We start from the raw sequence: 21,439 nt of genomic DNA on the forward strand, positions 1-21,439 counted from the left end.
CTTGCTAGTTGCTAGTTGCTAGTTGTAATAGTTTTATGCCGTTTCTAGAACGTTATCTTCAACTAGGTTTAGACGCTCGCCATAAACTGGACGTAGTGCTTTAAGTACTTCGTTACGTGTCACCACGCCAACCATCAAACCATTTTCTAATACAGGAAGCACTTGAGGCTTACTTACTTTGATGCTCTTAGCACGCTCTTCTAAAGAAAGAGAAGTAAAGCGTGTTGCCATGCCCATGCTTGTTGTTGGGTAAAGTTGTTCTTTATCGATACATAGAAACTCAACAACGTCGACTAAGCGGTCATTTGCATCAATGGCTACTACGTCACGGCTCATCAAATCGACAACTTTTTGTTCTTGAGCTGGAATGTAATCTTGGCACCATAATTCAACCATAACGTCGTGTGCTGAGAAGAAACCAACCAAACGGTTTTCGATGTCAACAACAGGTGCACTGATTAGATTGTTGTCCAATAGGGTATCTAGTGCAGTTGATACTGGCATTTCTACGCTCAGAGTAACTGGGCTCGGGTTCATGATCTCTTTTACAATCGATGCGTTTTTCATAGTGCGTTCCTTAACTGACGTGAGTGTTGTAGTGTTTGTAATTGATGCAACTTTTGCTGCTTTAAGTTCTGGTCGACGGTAAATACACCAGTTAGCTAAGCCAACTAATACTGCGCCACCAACGATGTTGCCTAGGGTTACTGGAATTAGGTTGGCAGTAATAAAGTGACCAACATTTAAATCTGCATATTGAGAAGCCGGTACGCCAACCGCTGTCCAGAAAGATTCCGGTGCGAAGTTTGCGATAACGATACCTAGCGGCACCATAAACATGTTTGCTACACAGTGCTCAAAGCCACTACTGACGAACATTGCTACTGGCATGATGGTCATTGCCGCTTTTGTCATTGCGTTTGCAGAGCTGAATGTCAGCCAAATAGCAAGACAAACCAACAGGTTACATAAAATGCCCAACGCAAAAGCTTGTACCAATGTGTGGTGTAACTTGTGTTGTGCGATGTTTAGTGCGTTTAAGCCCCATTGACCCGCATCCATTTGGTACAAGCCTGCAGCGCTTACCAATGCAAGTAGGAACATTGCACCGATGAAGTTACCCACATAAACCTTGCCCCAAATCGACAGCATTTTGCCGAATGAGATTTGTTTGTTTGCCCATGAGATGCTCGAAAGCACTGAGCTGGTAAACAACTCACCACCGCAAATAACGATGAGTATCAAACCCATACTGAATGCTAAACCACCTGCAAGACGGCTAAGGCCCCAACCTGCATCCGCACTACCTGTTGTCACTGTGATGTAAAACAAGAATGCTAAACCGATGAATGCGCCTGCCATAATTGCCAAACCCAGTGTCATGCCGCTGGTTTTGTTTGCTTTACTAAGTGCAAACTTCTCAGCTTCAGCCATCATTTCTTTTGGAGAGAAATACTGGTTATTTTGAGAGCTGGTCACCGCCATAATGACTCCTTAGTCTGTGGTTCCATATGAACTCCTTGGTTAGTGAAATCGAGACGTTGTCTGTACTCGAAAGTGAAGGTGTTATTGTTTTTTGTTGCGGTGTTCCCGAACCGCATATCCAGATTAAGCAGGTTAGAGCTACAGGTAAAATTGATAATATTTAGAATCCTCATCAAATAATTTGATAAGTTTTTCAAGGCAGGTAAAATGAACCTCATTGCGTATCAGCGCATGTATTTTGGGGTTGCGAGAGTATGGGGAATACTCGCCAATTAGGGAGGAAACTTTGCGCTACTCACTTAAGCAATTAGCGGTATTTGACGCAGTTGCAGACACCGGCAGTGTAAGCCAGGCCGCGGATAAACTGGCTCTGACACAATCGGCGACGAGCATGTCGCTTGCTCAGTTAGAAAAAATGCTTGGCAGACCTTTATTTGAAAGGCAAGGCAAGCAAATGGCTTTAACGCATTGGGGGATGTGGTTAAGACCAAAAGCAAAGCGTTTACTGCAAGACGCGCTACAAATTGAAATGGGTTTTTACGAGCAACATCTGTTGAGTGGACACATTCGATTAGGCGCAAGTCAAACACCAGCAGAGCACCTAGTTCCTGACCTTATCAGTATCATTGATAATGATTTTCCAGAGATGCGTATCTCTCTCGGTGTACAGAGTACTCAGGCCGTCATCGATGGCGTTTTGGATTACCGATATGATCTGGGCGTCATTGAAGGTCGCTGCGACGATAACCGTTTACACCAAGAGATTTGGTGCCGAGACCACCTTACTGTAGTCGCAGCGTCGCATCATCCATTTGCGCGTAACTCATCGGTGAGCTTAGCTCAACTTGAACAAGCAAAATGGGTATTGCGAGAACATGGTTCTGGTACCCGCAAGATTTTTGATAGCTCTATTCACCACCTTATTGAAGATTTAGACGTGTGGCGTGAATACGAACACGTTCCAGTATTAAGAAGTTTGGTATCAAACGGGCAGTATTTGACGTGTCTGCCTTATCTTGATGTAGAACGTTACATTGAAGCAGGGGATTTGGTGGCGTTAAATGTACCTGATCTCAAGATGGATCGAACCTTATCGTTTATCTGGCGAGCAGATATGGCGGAAAACCCGTTAGTTGACTGTATCAAGCGTGAAGGGTTACGCATGATGAAAGGCAAACCTTCTGTGCTTTAAGCGATATACGTAATAACTTGCTGTTATTTTAAAAAAAGGCTCTGCATCTCGCAGGGCCTTTTTTTGTCATTTATTGCTCATTTTGCCCAATTGATTGTGATTTTGTTATTTTCGAAATCTGTTGATTTATCGGTTGCGTCAAATTTTATGTGTAAAATATGCAACGCAATAGGAGTTTAATGAGATCTTGATCACCGAAGTTCGTGGGGGATATGCCTAGTATTGACTGCCTGATTTCAATGTATGAAGGCAGTTTTCAAACCAAATGGTGCGAAACTAACGAAGCGGGTAAGAATACCATGACCACACTTTTAGCTATTTCAATTACAACTGGCATTCTCTCTGGCGTATGGGGCTGGATCGCTGTCTCCCTTGGCCTGTTATCTTGGGCTGGCTTTCTTGGCTGTACGAGTTACTTTGCGTCCCCGACAAGTGGCTTGAAAGGGCTAGCAGAAAGCTTGATTACCAATATGACAGGTGTTTTCTGGGCGATGGTTATCATCTATGGTTCGACTTACGTAGGTATGGAGATCATCGGATATGTAATTACGGCTATCGTAGCGTTCTTTATGTGTATTCAAGCGAAACAAGCTTGGTTAGCGTACATCCCTGGTACTTTCATTGGCTCATGCGCGACTTTTGCTGCAGACGGCAATTGGCAACTTGTGGTGCCATCGCTGATTTTAGGTGGCGTGTTTGGTTACCTAATGAAAGCAACAGGACTTTGGTTGCATGCGAAATCAGCTGCTACTTCTTCGCTCGCAGAGCAAGTACAGTAGTGAACCCCCGATCTTATTTGTATCCGCTGTGTATTGAGACTTATCCCGGTCAATACAGTTAATCAAAATTACTGATTCTTGATACAAGCACACCTAATTGGTGTGCTTTTTTTTGTCTGTCTATTTTGGGGATCGCTCTCTAAGTATTCCCGTTTGCCATAGTTACCACACGTTTTAGCGTCCAGCGCAAAAGCACAGGGATGCAATCTACGCCACGTTCTTCACAATGGGCAACAATTGCGAGTGCGAGATCCGGTTTTGCTTGTTTCTTCAAAACGCGGTTTACGACTTTCTTAGCTGGGATTGGATGATCATGAGGAACTTTGATGATGTCCTTAAAGAAAATTTCAAAGCCATTGTTATAGAGGAAGTGCTCGATATCTCTATCGGGTAGCTCAGTAAGGCGATGACGCTCTTGGTCGTTATTTAAATGGGCTCTCACTGTGTGCGCGTATTTTTTACCAGCCGGGTCCCCGTCAGTCACCACATGCCAGTCGATACCAAACTCTTGCGCCACTTTAACTAATGACTTCAGACCCGATTGGGCAAATTCAACGATTTGAACCCCTTCCGCTGCGAGATCGTAACCGCATTGGCGTGCTAACTCGTTAAATAGCCAGACTTCCGTTTCTCCTTCGACCAATAACCAACAACGAGCAAATAGGGCGCCAGCGCGATGAAAGCGAATATGGAAACCAATACGTCGTAATTGGTCGACACTAAAGCGATTAGTATTGAGCGATTTTGCGATGGTTCGATCTGACAAGCGAACCAAACGACGAATTGATGCTAAAGGTACGGAGCCAAGTAAACGCGCACTGTTTGTCGTAAGGATCTTCTGCATTGGTAGTAACTGCAACAAACTCCAAGCGCGAGATAAGTGAGTCGGGTGCAAACGACCTTCTGGATCTTCAATGATTAAGATGGGGCGAGCGCAACGTCTTAAATCTGTAGGACCTTTTGCTTGTAGGTACGCGTTTAACAACCCCATAAGTAGCAGTCGGGTTTGTTTGTTGTTTGTTTCCCTTAAAAACTGCGACAATCCTTTTTCTGCCGACGGACTGGCGTAGAACAAGCCATCTCGCGGTTTTCTCGGGTGACCTTTTTTCACACTTCGGAATGCAAAGTAGTGCTCGACCAGAGTGTGCATTGAATCAAGGCTGCTGCGCACTTCGCCTTTGTTCACATGACCAGGCATGGCAAATAGGCGGCGGCAGGTGTTATTGATGCGCTTCTCGATGCGAGCATTCTTGTTGTCACCATTGATGTGATTTGGCTCAGGGAAACGGCGAGAGTCACGCAACCGGATCACGGGATGCAGTGTCATCAACTCTATTGCGAGTTTTTCAGAATGGTGCAGTTGTTTGGCTTCACCATCGGAGTCCAAGAATGCGTATTTGGTGGTGATGTTATGCCCGTCTCTGCTTGCGCTTAAACGGTAATAAATCATGTGCTCATTATTTTCGTTAACACACCATGTTGGTTTAATTCGTCTGTAGCGACCAGCGTTTACTTCTTGCTTATCCTGCGCTTTGAAGCAAAGTACGATTTGAAGGTGCTGGGTTTGTGGGTGTGAAATTGCGTAGTCGACGTGAAAGTCCGTCATTTGGAACTGATAAAGAGAACCGTCAGCGGGCAGGGCGAGAGACAAAGCGTCGAGTAGGGAAGACTTACCCCATGTATTCTCACCGATCAAAGTTGTCAGTTCGTCAAAAGAGAGTGAAAGGCGTTTGATGCCTCTAAACCCAGAGATTTCGATGCGTTCTAGTCTCATCTCACTCCTCCTTGCAATTATTTGAATTATCGAGAGTTCTTTTGCTCCTCATAAGCATATATGAAATTGATCATGTCAAGTTAAGCTCAGTTCACAAAATTAAGAGCATTCATCCTATGAATAAAGACCGATTAGGCGTAAAGTCACTTTCAAACTTGTACGCAAGATGAATCTTGATCACGTTAAAATGAAATGACAATTTCTCTGTTTCATAAAATTCATGATTCTGTCATGATTCAGTTCTAATAATTAAAAGGAATGAAAAGAGAGAAGATGACGATGAATAAAAATCATAAGCCAGTCAGAATCAAATTGGCACACATCAATGACACTCATTCCTACTTTGAGCCAACGTCATTACAGCTAAAACTCAATATCGATAACGAAAGAACACTAGAACCTTACGTGAGTGCTGGTGGCTTTTCACGTATTGCGACTCGCGTAGAGCAGTTACGCGACGACGCGCAACGTCAAGGTCAGGGCATGTTATTTCTTCATGCAGGTGACTGTTTCCAAGGCACTCTGTATTTTTCGTTATTCAAAGGCAAAGCAAACGCCGACTTATTAAATGCGCTTAACATTGATGCGATGGCATTAGGCAATCACGAACTCGACATGGGTAATGAGCCGGTTGCTCTGTTTTGTCAGCGTACGCAATTCCCATTGCTCGCGGGCAACTGGGATCTGTCGAACGAATTGCCTAATAAAGAACATCGCATGGGCGATTGCGATAACGTGCTGAGTTTCGATACTGACACCCAAAGCGCGCAATACCTAGTGAAAGAGTTTCATGGAGAGAAAGTTGCCATCTTTGGTCTGTCTATCGACAAGATGAGCGATATTGCTAACCCTGATGCTGATACACCATTTATCAACGCAATCGAAACCGCAAAGCATACCGTTGAAGAAATCCACCAAGCCGGTATCAAAAATATCATTCTTTTAAGTCACTTAGGCTATGAAGGGGATTTAGAGCTCGCAGCACAAGTGGATGGCATTGGTATCATTGTTGGTGGCCATAGTCATAGGTTACAAGGTAACTTTACATCTATTGGCTTAGGCGAAGATGATCCTTATGGCATCAAAGTCAACGATACTTGTGTGGTTCAGGCTGGCTATCATGCATTAACCATGGGGCACTGTGTACTTGAGTTTGATGAACACGGCAAAGCAACCATGTTAAGTGGTCAAAATGAATTGCTGTTGGGACGTCGAATTTTCTGGGATTCAACGCTTAATGAACAACTAGACCAAGGCGTTTTTGAAGAAGCGTGTGACTTTATCCATGGTCAACCCAATGTGGTTGTTTGTAAAAAGCACCCAGAGACACAAGCCATTTTAAGAGACAAATACATTCCTCGAGTGCGCAAGCTTCAGTCTCAAGTGATTGCCAATGTCGCAGAGAAGAAGCGCCATATTCGCATTCCGGATGAATTCGGTGGCAGTGAACTTGCCCCTTCCGTTGCGCATTCTTTCTTATATGCGCTCAACAAGCGTGGCCATAAGGTTCAATTTGCCATTCATAATGCGGGAGGCGTGCGTACATCTCTCAACCCAGGGAATATTACTGTGGCAGATGTTGCCGGACGATTGTTGCCATTTGCCGTTCCGATTGGCTGCTATGAGGTGCAAGGAAAAGCCGTTCGCTTGGCATTAGAAGGGGCGATCAACAATGCACTCAACAATGGGGTTGAAGGTACAGGTTCTGGCAGCTACCCATACACACATAATTTGAATTTTGAATATCAAGCTGATGCACCGAAGGGACAACGCATTAAAAACCTTGAGGTATTCGATGGCAATCGTTGGTGCGAAATGGAAGACGAATCTTGGTATTGTGGCGCTTCTTCTGCATACACAATGAAAGGTAAAGAGGGCTATGAAGCACTGCTCAACATGAAGGGTGAAGGCTTTGTCAGCAACCTTTCCATGGCAGATTGTTTTATCGAGTTACTAACGGATGAACCAAACTGTCTGAACCGAGGTCACAAACTTTACTCTCAGAGAAACCAGTAACGACTATTGGTATCTTTTTTGCTCTCTTTCTAATGCACATGCGATTAAGAGGGAAGAGAGTATGTGGAAGAAAGATTGGGCTGATGCTGCGGTTGTCGTAGCATGGGTAGCAGTTTGGTCAACACTGGTTTATTTTGTACCGCTAACTGGTTTTTAAAGACCGACTATTCAACAAATGAGGGGCGCATAAGTGCTCCTTTTTTGTATCTGAACGGCTTCAAATTCATGACGTTGATAAACATTCTTCACAAAATACTTTGCTGTTATCGATAACGATTTTTTGTTGGAGATCCCGCAGTGCAGGCGTATGATGGCGGCGTTTGGGGAGTAGTTAGCGCAAGTTTATTTATCGTCATCTCGTTAAGCATCAGCTTATCCGGTAAATAAAGGTGTCACCTGATTCATCAAGTGATCACTTCAACGAGACCAACGCATTCATTGGCTGGCGGACACATGGGTAATGTGACTGCTGGTTTGTATTGTTTGCGGAAGGTCAGCCCGAATAATGTCCTTCCGCATGGGAGGAAGCATGTCTCTTATCGAAAATACCACCCAATTAACCCAGTCTGTTCCACTGCAAGAATCACTGACAATGTACGGTGTATTCGGCCTATTTACTTTGGTTTTAGTCGCTCTCGATATTTATCAGACTCGTGGCGGCGTCATTACCATGAAAAAGGCGATTGGTTGGAGCGTATTCTGGTTCTTATTAGCGTTTGTCTTTGCAGGCTCAATCTATTTCTTTTGGGATTATTACGCGCCACACAGCGTGTATGGTCACGAGAAAGCAACGATATCATTCTTAACAGGTTACTTACTTGAGAAGTCATTAAGCGTTGATAACCTATTTGTATTTGCGATTATCTTTGCGCAATACAAGGTGCCAGAGCATTTGCGTCCACGTGCTCTATTATGGGGCGTGATTGGTGCACTTGTACTACGTGCGATTATGATCGGAGTTGGTGCTCAGTTACTTGCACAATACCATTGGGTACTTTACCTATTCGCAGCGTTCTTAATTTGGACTGGTATTAAACTAGCGCGAGATAAAGGCGAAGAAGAAGAGGTTAACCCGTACCCAGAGCAGTTCATTCGCAAATTTTTACCAGTGACAGATGAGTATCAAGGAAACCACTTGCTGTTGAAACAAGCGGGTAAGTGGGTCGCGACGCCGATGCTGATCGTTGTTGGTGTGATTGCGGTGATGGACGTAATGTTTGCTTTGGATTCGATCCCTGCAATTTTTGCAGTTACACGCGAACCGTTCCTGGTATTAGCAGCTAACGTATTTGCTCTGCTTGGTTTACGTTCTCTGTACTTTGTACTTCAAGCGATGTTGGACAAGTTTGTGTACCTAAAACCAGCGCTTTCAGTGATCATGATGTTCATTGGTGTGAAGATGCTATTGGTGGGTAGCCAGTACGAAATTCCAACCGTTTGGTCTTTGACCTTCCTGGTGACAGTGATGACAACCGCGGTTATTGCTTCTATCTATAAGAACAGAGAAAGCGATAGTTCTAGCGTTAATATTACTAATCAAAACTCTTAAGTATTTTGTAAATTTGAAATCCTTAAAAAGATTATTTAGTTAATTAAATGTTGCAAATTAACTTGGGTTTACACATGTAAATCCAAGTTATTCAACTAAAGATTGGCTTTATTGAATGGATATGCAGTTAGTTGGGTTTTGTATTCTTAGGGTTTGTAATGGATTTGTTTTATAAGAAAAACTAATCTGAAAAACCAAATTTTGTCATTTTTTGCTCAAAGAAAAAATGACTAATATACAACCAACAAAACAAATTACTGCTTTATAGAGAGGCAATCATGGCACAAGCAATGCAAATGACAAATGTAGCTTTACCAACCTCTATGGATAAGAAAACCTACTCGGTTAACTTCAAAGGACTGATTGCTCACTTACTGGATATTCTTTTCGTAGATAACTCTGCACCTCGCAGCTACTACGCTGAAGACTTATCTGCACACATTCAGAAAGACATCGGTATGTACCGTTAATCTGAGTGAAAAGCGAATTCGAAAGGCCGGTTTAATCGCCGGCATTTTTGTATCTGCAATTTACACTTTCACTAAATCTACGCTTTCATCAAAGAGTGTAGCGGTTACCTTTATTCTTAAAGGGAGCGCTTCCAATCTGACAGGGCTTTGATGTGTTCTGGACCAATTCCGCAGCATCCACCTATAATGGTTGCCCCTTGTTGGTGCCATTCTTGCGCAAAAGTTAAGTATTCCTCTGGTGATAGTTCTCGCATCGATTGTAATGCGCTGTTGGCTTCATGGTTAGATTTGATAGCGGTGAAGTTGTTCGCGTACACCCCAATTTCAATATCAAGATTGTGCTGGTCTAAAACTGTTTTGGTATCGCTGACAGCTTTTGCCATCACTTCAGGTACCGAGCAGTTAAAGTAAATGCTGATGGTATGGTCGGTTTGTTTGCTTTGTGTAAGTTGCTCAATGGCTTGTGTAACGGTTTCCCCTGAACGTAAAAGTGCGGTTTCCAATGAATCGTCGCTAAGGGAAAAAGCGTAAGCGGTAGGTTTGGTGCAATTTGCAAAGACACGTTGCAAACACTTGAGCTCTTTTAGACTACAGATGGTTTCGGCGATCCAAAGGTCAACATATTCTACTTGCGCTTCAAATAAAGTTTGGAAAATGGCTTCGCCTTGAATTGGCTCAAAAAGGTCAGGGCGGTAGCTACCGAACGCGGGAGGAATACAACCCGCAACTCGAACAGGGTTGTCTGACTTATCCGCGCATTCACGTGCAATTTTGGCCGCAAAGCGTGCTAGCTTACTGCCTTGTTGATCGTAAAGTTCTTGACCAAGGTGGAAAGGTACACAGGCGTAGCTGTTCGCAATGATGATCTCTGCTCCCGCTTGGATAAAGTTGTTATGTGCTTGGTAAACGAACTCTGGTGCTTCAATCAGAGCCTGTGCGCTCCAAAGCGGTTGAGAGAATGGGGCGCCCATGCGTTTAAGCTCTCGTCCCATGCCGCCATCAAGGATGGTTAACTTCTTCATACTACAATCCATCTTATTTTCTTCCTTTCCGAACCTTAATCGAAAATCCTTAAGAGCGAAAGCGTTGCGTCAGGTGGCTCAAAGGAAGGGAGAGGAAGACAAGAGGATGCAAAACGAAAACGGGGTTCCAATTGGAACCCCGTTTAATCTCGAAAGTAATGTTGAGATTACTTCTTACGGCAGTACTCAGCGATCACGTACATTGACTGACCACCGTTTGCCTTACCTGAAACAAGTTTAGGATCATCACCAAGGCTGATACCGCGAATAACAGTACCTTGTTTGATTACTTGGTTTGTACCTTTAACTGGTAGGTCTTTGATTACTGTTACGTCGTCACCTTTCTTAAGTTCAGTGCCGTTGCAGTCAACAGTTTTGTCGTCAGCAGACATACCTTTCATAGCCCAGTTCATTTGCTCTTCTTCCATGTACATCATGTCAAGAGCGTCTTGAGCCCAGCTTTCAGTGTTTAGGCGAGTAAGTTGGCGCCATGCAGTTACTTGTACCGCAGGAACCTGACTCCACATGCTGTCGTTCAAGCAGCGCCAGTGGTTAATGTCTTTAGGATCTTCGATCTCACCATGACACTTATCACAAACCATGATAGCAGTATCAACCGTTACGTTACCGTGTGGTGGCACAGCGTAAGCAGTTAGTTGAGATTCAGAAGAACACAGTTCACATTTTGACTCGCAGCGAGCAAGCAGAGTAGCTTCGATAGACATAAGGACTCACCTTAGTAATGTTTTTTTGGTGGCGGTATTATCCACTTTATCCTGAGAAATAAAAGGGTGTTAGAGAATTAAAGGCGAGATTTTACAATATTCCAACCTGAAATGAGTGAAGATGTAAAATATTGGCTAAACAAATAATATCTAGAATATAAATAAAGGTGTTGATTACTTCGAATGATGAATCAGTTGCATTGATTACTATTATTGATTGTGGCGAGAGTTCTGCAAGGTGAATGAGAAATGCCCCCTGATTTTCAGAGGGCACAGTGTTTTATCGTTCAATAATCTGTACGACTTTGTCTTTAGAAATGCTCATTTCTTTGCCATCTACGTCTTCATATTCGTACATGCCAGTATCTTCATTTAAGTCTGGTTTACCGTAAGAAGTGATGATTTTCCCTTCGTCCGTAGACATAAGATATTGGCTGCTGCCGCAAGCGACAAGAAGTAGTGCAGTGGCAATCACGGTCAATACGCGCATAGAGTTTTCCTTTTCAAACAAGTGAGTTAGATAAAGACAACGATTTAACTATAGCAGAGGAAGTTACTCAGGGTTTGATAGCGTAGAAACGAAAAAGCCCAGTCGAAACTGGGCTTTGGTCTAAAGTGAGAGCTTATTTAAGCACTGAGGTATTGGTGACACCAGTCAGAATGTCATCCACCAGGAAGTCCGCATTTTCCATTTGCATTTCTACGTGATGGTCAAAGTCAGCCAGTGTCCCTGCTGGAGAAGCAAACGTGCTGTGCGTTGCTGTCGCGTTAAACTGAACAAAGCTTGCTGTTGCATTCACAGCAGTGTCTGAGCTGTTAACCGTTTTCAAGCCTAGCTTCTTCGCAAGTGGCTCGGTACCTGCAAATGGCGCCTTAGGTACGTTGTTTGGAACGGTTGCATCACCATCTACTTCGGTCATGAAGAACGGTGTTGATAGTGAACCTGTAGACATTAGGTCACTTGCATTAGTAAATGGATCCACCGTATCTAGCGTTGTTTGCGCAGCATAGATAAAGCTAGAGAAGCCAGAGTTAAGTGCTTTGAGTTGCTCTTCTGTTGCTACTTGTTCAAATGCCTCGTAACACGCTTTATCTGATAGCTCTGCACAAGATGCGTCTGCGTAGCTCGCGTAGTCTGCTGACGCTGCATAAGCCAGGTTATGTTTGATCTGTGGACCAAAGTTAGACGAACCAAGCAGTAGGTTACCAATTTGGCCACCTGCGTTTTGGATTGATGCACCACTAAATGTGTACAACGCGTCTGCCGTTGGGCTACCTAATGTGTTATTTGCAGCTGCAACCGCTGAAGTACCAACGATACCACCCAGTGAGTGACCAAGCATCTTCACTTTTGAGCCAGCCATTGGGTTAAAGCCTTGAAGAGGACTGCTTGCTAGAAGGCCCGCTTGTGCTGAAACTACTAAACTTGCACGAAGACCTAGAACATCAAGCACACTTTGACGAAGGTTGTCACGTGCTACAGCCAGATTAGATAAGTTCAAGTAAGCCAGTACATCCGCGTTAGCAGAGCGTTGTTCGTCTAGGCTACGAGTACCATGGATAGGTAAGTCGATTGCAATCACAGCAACGCCAGCTTTCACCATGTTGAACGCGAAAGAGTAGGCGTTTTCTTTTGCTGATGTGATGCCGTGTTGGTAAATCACGACGTCAGTCGGTGTCCCTGTTTCTGGTGTAAACAGCAGGAACTCAACGTCTTCTAATGACTTAACTACAGGAACAGGTGAGTAGCGAGTGATGATACGGTCGCTGTCCAGTTGTGTTCCGTCCGATAGGAACAGCTCAGAGCCAACCAGTTTCAACTGTTCAGTTGGATCGGTTGCTAGCTTAGTTACATCAACAGGATCATCTGCAAAGACACCGCTAGATAGTTGTTGAACCATGTTTGCTTGCTCTGCAGGATCGGCCAACGCTGCACTTAGCTTAGCAAGACTAGGCATCGCAGAAACCATCGGCTGCATGTTCCAGTCTGCACCTTTCTCTAGGTAATGTGGAAGTCGTACAACACCTTGAGTGACGTTTACATTGACTGCTGCGCCAGCGTACAAACCTTTGATCGCTGTCTTAGCGGCATCGAGATCGCTGATGTATTTATTGAAGTCTTCATCTGCATCCAGTGCTGTCACAAAGTCCTGAGTAGTACCCAATGTCATTGTGTATGCAGTAGCGAGATCAACAGAACCTTCATTTGCATCATTCTTGTAAACGGTGTTTAGCGTATTCGCACCAGTAGCGAAGCCTGTCGCAGTGACTCCCTTAACGGCAGCAAGCGTGTCACCGACAGACTGAGTGCTGAACCATGAAGAGTAAACAATATCGGCAGGGTTAACACTTGCAAGGCCGAAGATACCTTCAACTGCCGTGGTCGCCGCTTGTACTGAAGCTAGGTCACCTGACTCGTATACGACTTCTTTAGATTTGCCAACCGCATAGCTACCAGATGTACCAATAGGGTTACCGTTTACATCCTCAATGGCCTGCGTTACAGCGAAAATGTATTCACCGGATTCATCAAGCGAGTTCATGAATTGGATATACAGCGAGTTGCCGCTTGCTTGGACAACAAAGTCAGTGCCAAGCGTCAGTACTTTCTCGATTGGGTTCGAAGCACCGTCCCAATCCGTTAGGCGCTGGTTAATTTTGATCACGCTGACGCCAGACGTAACAAGACCATCTGAGAAACCGTCGCCATTAAAGTTAAGCACGATTGGCATTGATGTTGACCAGCCATCCATCGTGTTCATTGAGGCAATCGGGTTTGTTAGCGCATCATCACCGTCTGTTGGTATGCCAAGCGTTCCGTCTGTGCTATCCATCAACAAGTAAGAAGGAGCTGGGACGTCAGCGTCCGCGCCTTGTAAGGTAAAGCTAATCGACGTATTGCGATCAAGTAGCGCTTGTACTGCTGGTTCAAACTTTACGGTATCAGATGTACCAGAACTTGATGTGTCATCGCCACAACCTGCAAGTAGGATCGCAGAACAAAGCAGTGATAGTTTAAACGTGTGTTTCATTGGTTTACTCCGTTAATCCTAATTACTTGAAGGTGTAGTTCATCTGTACAGCACTGATGTATGCAGTACCTTCTGAATCAAACGTGATCTCACGATCTGCTGCGTTGGTTTCGCTAAACGAGCCTGACTTACTCTTAACAAATGCAAAGCCTGCATCGAATGTTAAGTTCTCTTTCATTGCGTAAGTCACACCTGCGCTGTACCAAAAACGGTCGCTGTCAGGGATACTCAATGTTGCTTTGCCTGCTTGCTCGTCATAAGCAATACCTGCGCGAAGCGTCCACTCGCTATTCAGCGTGTAAGTACCACCGAAGGAGTAACGGTTGTTGTCTTCGTATTTTTCTGGTTTGTAGAAACATTGACCAGCTGTTCCATCATTACATTGAGGGCTGGTCGCTTTCAGCTCTTTAAAAGTGCTCCAATCCGTTTGTTGCCAACCATAGTGGATCGCCCACTGATCGTTAAGTTGATGGAACGCTGAAAGTTCGATGATAGAAGGCAGTGAGATTTGTAAGCGGCCATCCACTTTTGAAGCGGTAGCAATGCCAGAGTCGTAGCTGCTGAATTCACCCTCATCAAAGTCGAGATCAACCTTAGAGCGATAGCCAAAACCGAAGCGGTTATTTTCATTTAGCTCGTAGAGAGCGCCAATGTTCCAACCCCAAGCAAATGTGTCACCTTCCATGCCAATTAGGTTGTCAGACTTTTTGCTGTCAGGGCCAAATAGCGGCGCTAACTCACCTTTGTGACGAGTCAATTCTGCATGGGCGTAAACAAGGTTAATGCCACCACCAATACTGAACTGTTCGTTGATGCGGTAAGCAACGTTAGGGTTGATATTAACGGAAAGTAGGGAAGTATCACCTGCCATATCACCAGCAGAGATATCATCTGGGTAATCGGTTGCAACACCGTAGGTCGTGAACATGCCAATACCCCAAGCCCATTGATCATTGATTGGACTGATGTAGTAACCCGCTGGGACAATTTGTAGCGGTGCTACGTCTTTTGCATGTTCGTTGTGATAAGTGTCGTAGACGTTAACTTCAGGGTCGACGATTGACAGCGCGCCTGAAAATTGAGCTTCTTTAAAAAGTGTCATCGCAGCTGGGTTTCGTGCTAAAACGCTGGCGTTATCCGCAACCGCGCCTTCACCTGAAAATGCTCTACCAAGACCAGATGCCGAATGTTCAGCTACCTGAAAGCCCGCAGCTTGGGCATTACACGCAAACAATATTGAAATTGTCAGCAGAGAGCAGTGCTTCTTGTTCATCCTTGACCCTCCTAGGGTGTCATTATAATAGACCGAAGTCTTTGTATTTGTTGTGTGCCTTTTACACCAGTTGCTGTCGGTTCGCGTTACAACTGCAATGTAAATATAATGTTAATTGTATGTTTATTAACTTGTCAAAGATCACGTCTATATTACGTTTTAAATTTGATGCATAGGTCAAACCGCAATCAATAAGGCCATGTATTATCGTGATATTTTTTTGAAGAATGGTATGACCAGAGTTGTTTTGTAAATCTTATGGTTAAAAGCTAATCAAATACGTGTTGTTAACATGGTTTGCGTTCTATTCCATTACAGGCATAATTCGCACTTTGTGTTTGTCGCATTGGAAATCGCGTTGGAATTACTACACATTGAATTTTTAGGAAAGCCATTGAGGCTCGAAGGCTCTATGGCAGGTTGGCAACAGCTGTTTTGGGATAACACTCTGGTTTCACAAATCGCAGCCAGTGATGATGAGACTGGGAAGTCGCTGCATGAATTTAAACTCTCATCTGGTGAGGAAGTTCTGCATTGCCAATTGAGCTGTGAATTAAACTGGCAACCGTTTGATTTTAAATACCAAGCGAGCGTCAATGAAACGCTTGTGACTGAAGGGCGTCGTGACGAGAAGGACATCGAACGCCAAGTGCCAGTTGAAGCGCCACCAGCAGAAAAACGTTTTAGCTTAATAGGCCTCGTCTCGCTTGGAATGAAAGCGCTAAAAAGCGCCAAAGTGATCAAGGTTGCGTTAGCATCCGCAAGTTTGGCTGCTTATTCTTGGTTGTTTTCGATTGAGTTTGCGTTGGCTTTGGTTGCGTGTCTGGTATTCCACGAATATGGTCATATCCGTGCGATGAAGTACTTTGGCATGAAGACGAAAGGCATTTACTTAATTCCATTCTTGGGCGGCTTGGCGCTGAGCGATGAAAAGATAAACACGCGTTGGCAAGATGTAGTTATCTCCATCATGGGGCCGTTCTTTGGTTTGGTGCTCAGCATTGTGTTCACCGTCTTGTATTGGATGACCGGTGAGATGATCTTTGCTGGATTGGCCGTATTTAACGCCTTGTTAAACCTATTCAACCTATTGCCAATTTTGCCGTTAGATGGCGGGCATGTACTTAAAAGCATTACTTTTTCAATGAACACATGGATAGGTTTGGCAGGTAGTATTGTCACGGCGTTGCTCGGTATCTACATCAGCTATACCTTCGGCTTAACACTGCTTGGTTTCTTGTTGACGATGGGAATGCTCGAAGTGGTAATGGAATGGCGAACTCGCCATCATAGCCACTTATTGCCGTTAACACGTTATGGTCAGCTGTTTTCGTTTGCGTGGTACTTGGTATCGGTTGGCGGTTTTATCGCGATCATTTGGTACTTCGCAGGGTTAGGCGATAGCTTGTTAAGTTTGCCGCTGCAGATCCTCGGCACTTAAAGCATAATTCTATCTATAAAAATAAAGCTCCATTACGGAGCTTTATTTTTTAGAACTGCATTCACTACTAATTTAAACTAACCACATCTTGGTGCTTTCGCATTCGACGCTGGTAACGTTTTTATGGTTGCCTGTAAGTCTTTGATGCGAGTGCTGTGTGATGGGTGAGTAGAGAAGAACTCCGGCGGTTGTCCACCACCCGCAGCAGCCATGTTTTTCCAAAGATCAACGCTTTCATTTGGATCGAAGCCCGCTTTCGCCATATAGCCTAAACCCACAATATCAGCTTCCGATTCTTGAGTGCGGCCATAAGGAAGTATCACACCGTACTGAACACCGACACCGAGTGCTGCCATGGTCATCTGTTGATACTCTTTGTATTCAGAGGCACCAATCGCCACGTTAGCTAGCGACAACCCCGCGTTTGCTAGTTGGCTTTGAGACAAACGCTCATTACTGTGGTCTGCTAAAACGTGTGCTACTTCGTGGCCAATAACCGTTGCAAGTTGGTCTTGGTTTTTCGCTACTTTCAACAATCCAGTGTAAACGCCGATTTTACCGCCGGGTAGGGCAAATGCGTTGACTTGGTCACTATCAAACACCACAACCTCCCAATTTTTAAACCCTGCTTGAGGCGGGATCGTATCGGTAATTTGCTTGGCAACACATTGAACATATGCGTTGACCTTTTTATCTTTACTTATCGGAATTTCTTGCTTCATCTGATCAAAAGATTTAGCACCGAGCGAAGACATCTCTTGATCGGAAAACATAAGAATTTGATTTCGACCAGTCGGTGAGGAACTGCATGCCGTTAAGCCAGCTATTGTCAAAAGCACTGAGGCTTTAATCCATGTTCTCATAATGGGGTCCATATAAATATTTTCTGTTTTGTAGCAATAGTATAACGCTTCGTAAAGAAACGTTAAGTCATTATGTTGATCACGTTGAGACTTGCGTTTGACCTTGAAGTCACAATGCGATCAGGACTATGCTAGGCGCACTTTTCATAGATAAATCCCCCAGTGCAATACGGGGCGAGATAAGAGCGAAAAATGAGTATTTGGAAAAAGCCAATCGATCTAGACATTCTTAACGCGACGTCGAAAAACACCATGATGGAGCACCTGCAAATCGTCTATACCGATTTTACGGATGACTCACTCAGTGCGACCATGCCAGTTTGCAGCTTTACACATCAGCCTCTTGGGATGCTTCATGGTGGCGCTTCTGTTGTACTTGCAGAGACGTTGGGGTCACTGGCTGCCAATTTCTGTGTTGGTGAGGGCAGTTACTGCGTCGGACTCGACATCAATGCAAACCATATCCGAGCTATGCGCAGTGGGCACGTTATTGGCACGGCGAAGCCGGTTCACTTGGGTGTATCGACTCAAGTATGGCAAATCGAAATAACGGATGAACGCGGACGTTTGGTTTGCACGAGCCGTTTGACGATTGCCGTAAAACATCCAAAAGAAAAAACGGTTCAATAAGAGAATACTCATATGGTTATTGAATTCTCTTTAGGAAAAATTATCGCAACGCAGCGTGAAGTCGTGATTAAGCTATCCGGAAGTGCGATGGTCACATTGCAAGCTCAAACCGATGCAATTCAGCTGCTTGGTCGCGGTGCTAACGTGGTTTTGGCGCATGGTGCGGAAACCAAATGGTCGATCAAACTCGACGATGAAGATCAATTACGCCACCTAGCGCAAGAAATTGGTATCGACATTCAATAATTTGCACGTCGAAGTTTGCACTTTCCGTAAAAAATGAGGAAACTTAGTTTATCGTTATGAAAACTAAAATTTCCTCTTTATGAGTAGCCCTCGTTTACGCGTTCAGTTCGAAACGCTGTTTGAAAAGTTCTCTGGTAATGACACGGAAGTGCAACTCGAAGACATTACCGAAGCACTCTTTTGTACCCGCCGCAACGCTCGAATCGTTCTTAATAAGTTAGAAGAAGAAGGCTGGATCGAATGGCATCCTGCCGCAGGTCGTGGAAAACTCTCTAAACTGGTTTTTAAGCGCAATCGTAGTGATGTCAGTGAAAACCTTGCACGTCGTTACTTAGACGAAGGCAAAATCGGGCAGGCGTTAGAGGCGTTGGATAATGACGCAGCTAAACTCACTCAAGTGATTCAAGGCTACCTCGGCTTACAACACCGTCAAGGCGAGCAGGTCGTCCGTTTGCCTTACTATCGTCCACTTGCGATGTTGAACCCACAAAAACCGATGCGCCGTTCAGAGCAGCATATTGCGCGCCAAGTGTTTAGTGGTTTAACTAAGCTAGATGACAATGAGCAGCTTCAACCAGACCTTGCCCACTATTGGGAAGCGCTCTCAGATACCCATTGGCGTTTTTATTTGCGCCGTGGTGTTCGTTTCCATAATGGGGAACCGCTCACAACCGACTGCGTGATTGAAGGCATCAGCGTATTAAGCGAATTGAATCTATTCTCACACATCGAAAAAGTCGTTTCGCCAGAACCTTGGACAGTCGATATTCATCTTGTTCGTCCTGATAAGTACCTACCGCTTGCTCTGAGTGAGTCTCAAGCCAAAGTCCTTTTGCCAAACAATATGCGTTCGGAAGAGTTTGATAGAAAGCCAGTAGGAACTGGGCCGTTTCAAGTGAAAGTCAACGATGACAAACGTTTAATTTTGACGGCATTCGATGGCTACTTCGGGCTACGTCCGCTCTTGGATCAAGTCGAGGTATGGGTGATCGACGAGGCATATTCCTCGATGGTGTATCCAAGCCTGACCAAACCACAAATGGACAAACAAGCGTCGACGGACGAAGTTGAGCTCGATCCGGGCTGTACATTCTTATTACTGAATAAAAATACAGGTATTGCGAGAGACCCGCGTTGGGCGGAGTTTTTAAGCCAAACACTGAACAGTTACCAAGTGTATGCCCATGTGCCTCAAGACAAGGTAATAGAGCTCGGCGTTCTGCAAGCGTTTGGTCTAAAGCCGGGCTGGATAGACCTTAGGCCGACCATTGCAGGCGAAGCACCTCAGAAAGAAAAAGCCATTTGTGTTGCTTATCAAAAGAAGCATCCGATGTTTCCGGTCATCGCAAAGGCGATTAGAACCTTATTAAAACCTCATGGTATTGATGTTGAATTTATTCGCTATGACACGCAACCTCCATCACCAGAAGAGGTCGATATCTGGATTAAAGCAATGGGTATTGCCACTAACCGTAACGATGCGTTAGCTGGATGGTTACTGGATTACAGCGACATCGACAAGTTTAGTGCAGGTTATGATTTCTCTGGTTGGGCTGGGCTGGTGGACCAATGGCGAGCAGGGCAACATGCTGATTTCCCCGCTCGAGAACTGGGAAGGCAACTTGTGAAAAGCTGTCAGGTGATCCCAATGTTCCACTGTTGGTTAGGCGTGAACAAAGACCACAGTGGTGCACTACAGAATGCCAAGTGCAATGCCCTTGGTTGGTTTGATTTCAGCAACGTGTGGGTAAAACCAAAAATAGAGCAAGATGGCAAAACCGAATAAGAAACAACCGACCAAAACGGTCGAGGTATATTGTGCGAAATGCAAGACGCAGCTGTTTAAATATCGAAAAGGCGGCAAAGGCGCGCTGGTGAAGTGTTTCAAAGAACGCATTGTAGAAGACTTCACTCAGACACCTTGCATTTGCCCGGGTTGTGAACAAGAGTTTGCAAGAGATACGTTAGTAAGAGGAACACCTGCCTACAAGATGATCGGCGGCAAGGTGACGATGAAATAAGAGTCAGTTATGAGCGAACAACACGAATACTGCATGGTATTGAGTACCGCTGGTACAGAAAAGAACCGCGACGAAATCATCAAAGGTTTGTTGGAAGGAGAGCTAGCGGCTTGCATTCAAACCATGGCCATTGAAAGTAACTATGTTTGGAAAGGCGAAGTGTGCAGTGATAGTGAATGGCTATTGATCATTAAAACGCGCAAAGATCTTTACGCTTTGGTTGAAGACAAAATAAAAGACCTGCACGAGTATGAAGTTGCTCAAATCGTGCAAGTCCCAATTGTAGAGGGCTTTAACCCTTATCTAGAGTGGCTTCGCCAGTCGACGCTGAGTTGTCAGTAAAACCAAAGATAATACAGCACCCATCGTGTCACATAACATGTCTTTCTGGGCGTCCCAGATATCTCCTTGGGAGCCTAGGAAGGCAATACCCTCATCTCCGCCAGCGATTGCGGCATACCACCATTCAATGATTTCATAGCCTGCTGCCAGTGACATGATGGCAAAGAGCGCGAACCAACAAGCCAATTTAGCGCTGACTTTTTTCTTGTTAATTAGGTATTCAGCAATAGGGTACGCATAGAGACCGATAGAAAAGTGAGCAACGCGGTCAAAGTTATTGCGCTCCGAACCTATCAAGTTGTTGAACCAATCAAAAGGCACCTCGGCAAAGGTATATTTGGCGCCAATCGTATGAAGACACAGCCAGATAAACATCAGCACATAAGCGGTGTTACTAAATTGGTAGCGAATGGACAGTGCCCAAATGGCCACAAGAATACCGATGGCAGGAACGATCTCTGCAAACCATACCGCGCGGGAATTTGGTTCTAACGCAGAAAACAAAAAAACGATCGCGTAGAAAATCGTTAAACCTAATAAAGTAGAAGTACTTTTCATAGAGAAATTGATCCTTCAATT

Annotated in this window: 20 protein-coding genes; 11 read left to right on the top strand and 9 right to left on the bottom strand. The window is 44.6% G+C overall.

Features of this window, described 5'->3' with window-relative positions; genetic code table 11:
• Nucleotides 1–33 precede the first annotated feature (33 nt).
• Nucleotides 34–1,485 carry a formate transporter FocA gene (gene focA / locus KHO06_RS21510; RefSeq protein WP_051117637.1) on the bottom strand — a complete coding sequence of 484 codons (1,452 nt, stop codon included), beginning with the start codon at nucleotides 1,483–1,485 and terminating at the stop codon, nucleotides 34–36.
• 286 nt (nucleotides 1,486–1,771) lie between these two features.
• Here focA and KHO06_RS21515 point away from each other — a divergent pair, with 286 nt between their 5' ends.
• Complete coding sequence (locus KHO06_RS21515; RefSeq protein WP_005425005.1) at nucleotides 1,772–2,677, top strand: LysR substrate-binding domain-containing protein; 906 nt, start codon at nucleotides 1,772–1,774, stop codon at nucleotides 2,675–2,677.
• 299 nt (nucleotides 2,678–2,976) lie between these two features.
• Nucleotides 2,977–3,456 carry a DUF1097 domain-containing protein gene (locus KHO06_RS21520; RefSeq protein WP_212583417.1) on the top strand — a complete coding sequence of 160 codons (480 nt, stop codon included), beginning with the start codon at nucleotides 2,977–2,979 and terminating at the stop codon, nucleotides 3,454–3,456.
• 139 nt (nucleotides 3,457–3,595) lie between these two features.
• Here the strand turns inward: KHO06_RS21520 and KHO06_RS21525 are convergent, their stop codons facing one another.
• Entirely contained in the window at nucleotides 3,596–5,230 is a 1,635-nt protein-coding gene (locus KHO06_RS21525; RefSeq protein ID WP_212583377.1) for a DUF2813 domain-containing protein, read from the bottom strand.
• Between the two features lie 273 nt (nucleotides 5,231–5,503).
• Here KHO06_RS21525 and KHO06_RS21530 point away from each other — a divergent pair, with 273 nt between their 5' ends.
• The 3 genes from KHO06_RS21530 (at nucleotide 5,504) to KHO06_RS21540 (ending at nucleotide 9,265) form a co-directional block, all read left to right on the top strand.
• Nucleotides 5,504–7,246 carry a bifunctional UDP-sugar hydrolase/5'-nucleotidase gene (locus KHO06_RS21530; RefSeq protein WP_212583378.1) on the top strand — a complete coding sequence of 581 codons (1,743 nt, stop codon included), beginning with the start codon at nucleotides 5,504–5,506 and terminating at the stop codon, nucleotides 7,244–7,246.
• A gap of 529 nt (nucleotides 7,247–7,775) precedes the next feature.
• Nucleotides 7,776–8,795, top strand: a complete 1,020-nt coding sequence (locus KHO06_RS21535; protein ID WP_212583379.1) for a TerC family protein — start codon at nucleotides 7,776–7,778, stop codon at nucleotides 8,793–8,795.
• Nucleotides 8,796–9,073: 278 nt separating this feature from the next.
• Nucleotides 9,074–9,265: a hypothetical protein gene (locus KHO06_RS21540; RefSeq protein WP_005424996.1), complete on the top strand. Its 192-nt coding sequence runs from the start codon at nucleotides 9,074–9,076 to the stop codon at nucleotides 9,263–9,265.
• Nucleotides 9,266–9,381: 116 nt separating this feature from the next.
• On the opposite strand, the gene KHO06_RS21545 is transcribed toward KHO06_RS21540, so the two are convergent.
• From KHO06_RS21545 to KHO06_RS21565, 5 genes are all read right to left on the bottom strand, one after another.
• Entirely contained in the window at nucleotides 9,382–10,287 is a 906-nt protein-coding gene (locus tag KHO06_RS21545; RefSeq protein ID WP_244858460.1) for a homocysteine S-methyltransferase family protein, read from the bottom strand.
• A 167-nt stretch (nucleotides 10,288–10,454) separates the two neighbouring features.
• Nucleotides 10,455–11,012 carry an alkylphosphonate utilization protein gene (locus tag KHO06_RS21550; protein WP_010451854.1) on the bottom strand — a complete coding sequence of 186 codons (558 nt, stop codon included), beginning with the start codon at nucleotides 11,010–11,012 and terminating at the stop codon, nucleotides 10,455–10,457.
• Nucleotides 11,013–11,292: 280 nt separating this feature from the next.
• Entirely contained in the window at nucleotides 11,293–11,502 is a 210-nt protein-coding gene (locus tag KHO06_RS21555; RefSeq protein ID WP_012129402.1) for a YgdI/YgdR family lipoprotein, read from the bottom strand.
• A 133-nt stretch (nucleotides 11,503–11,635) separates the two neighbouring features.
• Nucleotides 11,636–14,044 (bottom strand): VolA/Pla-1 family phospholipase, encoded by a 2,409-nt coding sequence (locus KHO06_RS21560; RefSeq protein ID WP_081234662.1) that lies wholly within the window; start codon nucleotides 14,042–14,044, stop codon nucleotides 11,636–11,638.
• A 22-nt stretch (nucleotides 14,045–14,066) separates the two neighbouring features.
• The gene (locus KHO06_RS21565; protein WP_005531288.1) at nucleotides 14,067–15,317 is read right to left on the bottom strand and encodes an outer membrane protein transport protein; all 1,251 of its coding nucleotides are present in this window, start codon (nucleotides 15,315–15,317) and stop codon (nucleotides 14,067–14,069) included.
• Nucleotides 15,318–15,729: 412 nt separating this feature from the next.
• On the opposite strand from KHO06_RS21565, the gene KHO06_RS21570 reads away from it, so the two are divergent.
• A complete protein-coding gene (locus KHO06_RS21570; protein ID WP_212583418.1) occupies nucleotides 15,730–16,758 on the top strand; it encodes a site-2 protease family protein in 1,029 nt (342 codons plus the stop codon).
• A 77-nt stretch (nucleotides 16,759–16,835) separates the two neighbouring features.
• Here KHO06_RS21570 and KHO06_RS21575 read toward each other — a convergent pair whose 3' ends face one another.
• Nucleotides 16,836–17,621, bottom strand: coding sequence for a M48 family metallopeptidase (locus tag KHO06_RS21575; protein WP_005531292.1), 786 nt, complete (start codon nucleotides 17,619–17,621; stop codon nucleotides 16,836–16,838).
• Between the two features lie 192 nt (nucleotides 17,622–17,813).
• Here KHO06_RS21575 and KHO06_RS21580 point away from each other — a divergent pair, with 192 nt between their 5' ends.
• The 5 genes from KHO06_RS21580 to cutA all read left to right on the top strand — a co-directional run bounded on the left by KHO06_RS21580 (nucleotide 17,814) and on the right by cutA (nucleotide 20,860).
• Nucleotides 17,814–18,251 carry a hotdog fold thioesterase gene (locus KHO06_RS21580; RefSeq protein ID WP_081234660.1) on the top strand — a complete coding sequence of 146 codons (438 nt, stop codon included), beginning with the start codon at nucleotides 17,814–17,816 and terminating at the stop codon, nucleotides 18,249–18,251.
• A 12-nt stretch (nucleotides 18,252–18,263) separates the two neighbouring features.
• On the top strand, nucleotides 18,264–18,497 hold the full coding sequence (locus tag KHO06_RS21585) for a DUF3389 domain-containing protein (protein WP_005531297.1): 234 nt from the start codon (nucleotides 18,264–18,266) through the stop codon (nucleotides 18,495–18,497).
• Between the two features lie 79 nt (nucleotides 18,498–18,576).
• Nucleotides 18,577–20,283, top strand: a complete 1,707-nt coding sequence (locus KHO06_RS21590; protein ID WP_081234659.1) for an SgrR family transcriptional regulator — start codon at nucleotides 18,577–18,579, stop codon at nucleotides 20,281–20,283.
• Nucleotides 20,267–20,518: a hypothetical protein gene (locus KHO06_RS21595; protein WP_051117081.1), complete on the top strand. Its 252-nt coding sequence runs from the start codon at nucleotides 20,267–20,269 to the stop codon at nucleotides 20,516–20,518. The genes KHO06_RS21590 and KHO06_RS21595 overlap by 17 nt, the downstream gene beginning before the upstream one ends.
• 9 nt (nucleotides 20,519–20,527) lie before the next feature.
• The gene (gene cutA, locus KHO06_RS21600) at nucleotides 20,528–20,860 is read left to right on the top strand and encodes a divalent-cation tolerance protein CutA (RefSeq protein ID WP_212583381.1); all 333 of its coding nucleotides are present in this window, start codon (nucleotides 20,528–20,530) and stop codon (nucleotides 20,858–20,860) included.
• Here the strand turns inward: cutA and KHO06_RS21605 are convergent.
• The gene (locus KHO06_RS21605; RefSeq protein WP_212583382.1) at nucleotides 20,822–21,418 is read right to left on the bottom strand and encodes a DUF2238 domain-containing protein; all 597 of its coding nucleotides are present in this window, start codon (nucleotides 21,416–21,418) and stop codon (nucleotides 20,822–20,824) included. The genes cutA and KHO06_RS21605 overlap by 39 nt on opposite strands.
• Nucleotides 21,419–21,439: the final 21 nt, after the last annotated feature.

The sequence above is a fragment of the Vibrio sp. B1FIG11 genome, assembly GCF_905175335.1.
GTDB lineage: Bacteria > Pseudomonadota > Gammaproteobacteria > Enterobacterales > Vibrionaceae > Vibrio > Vibrio campbellii.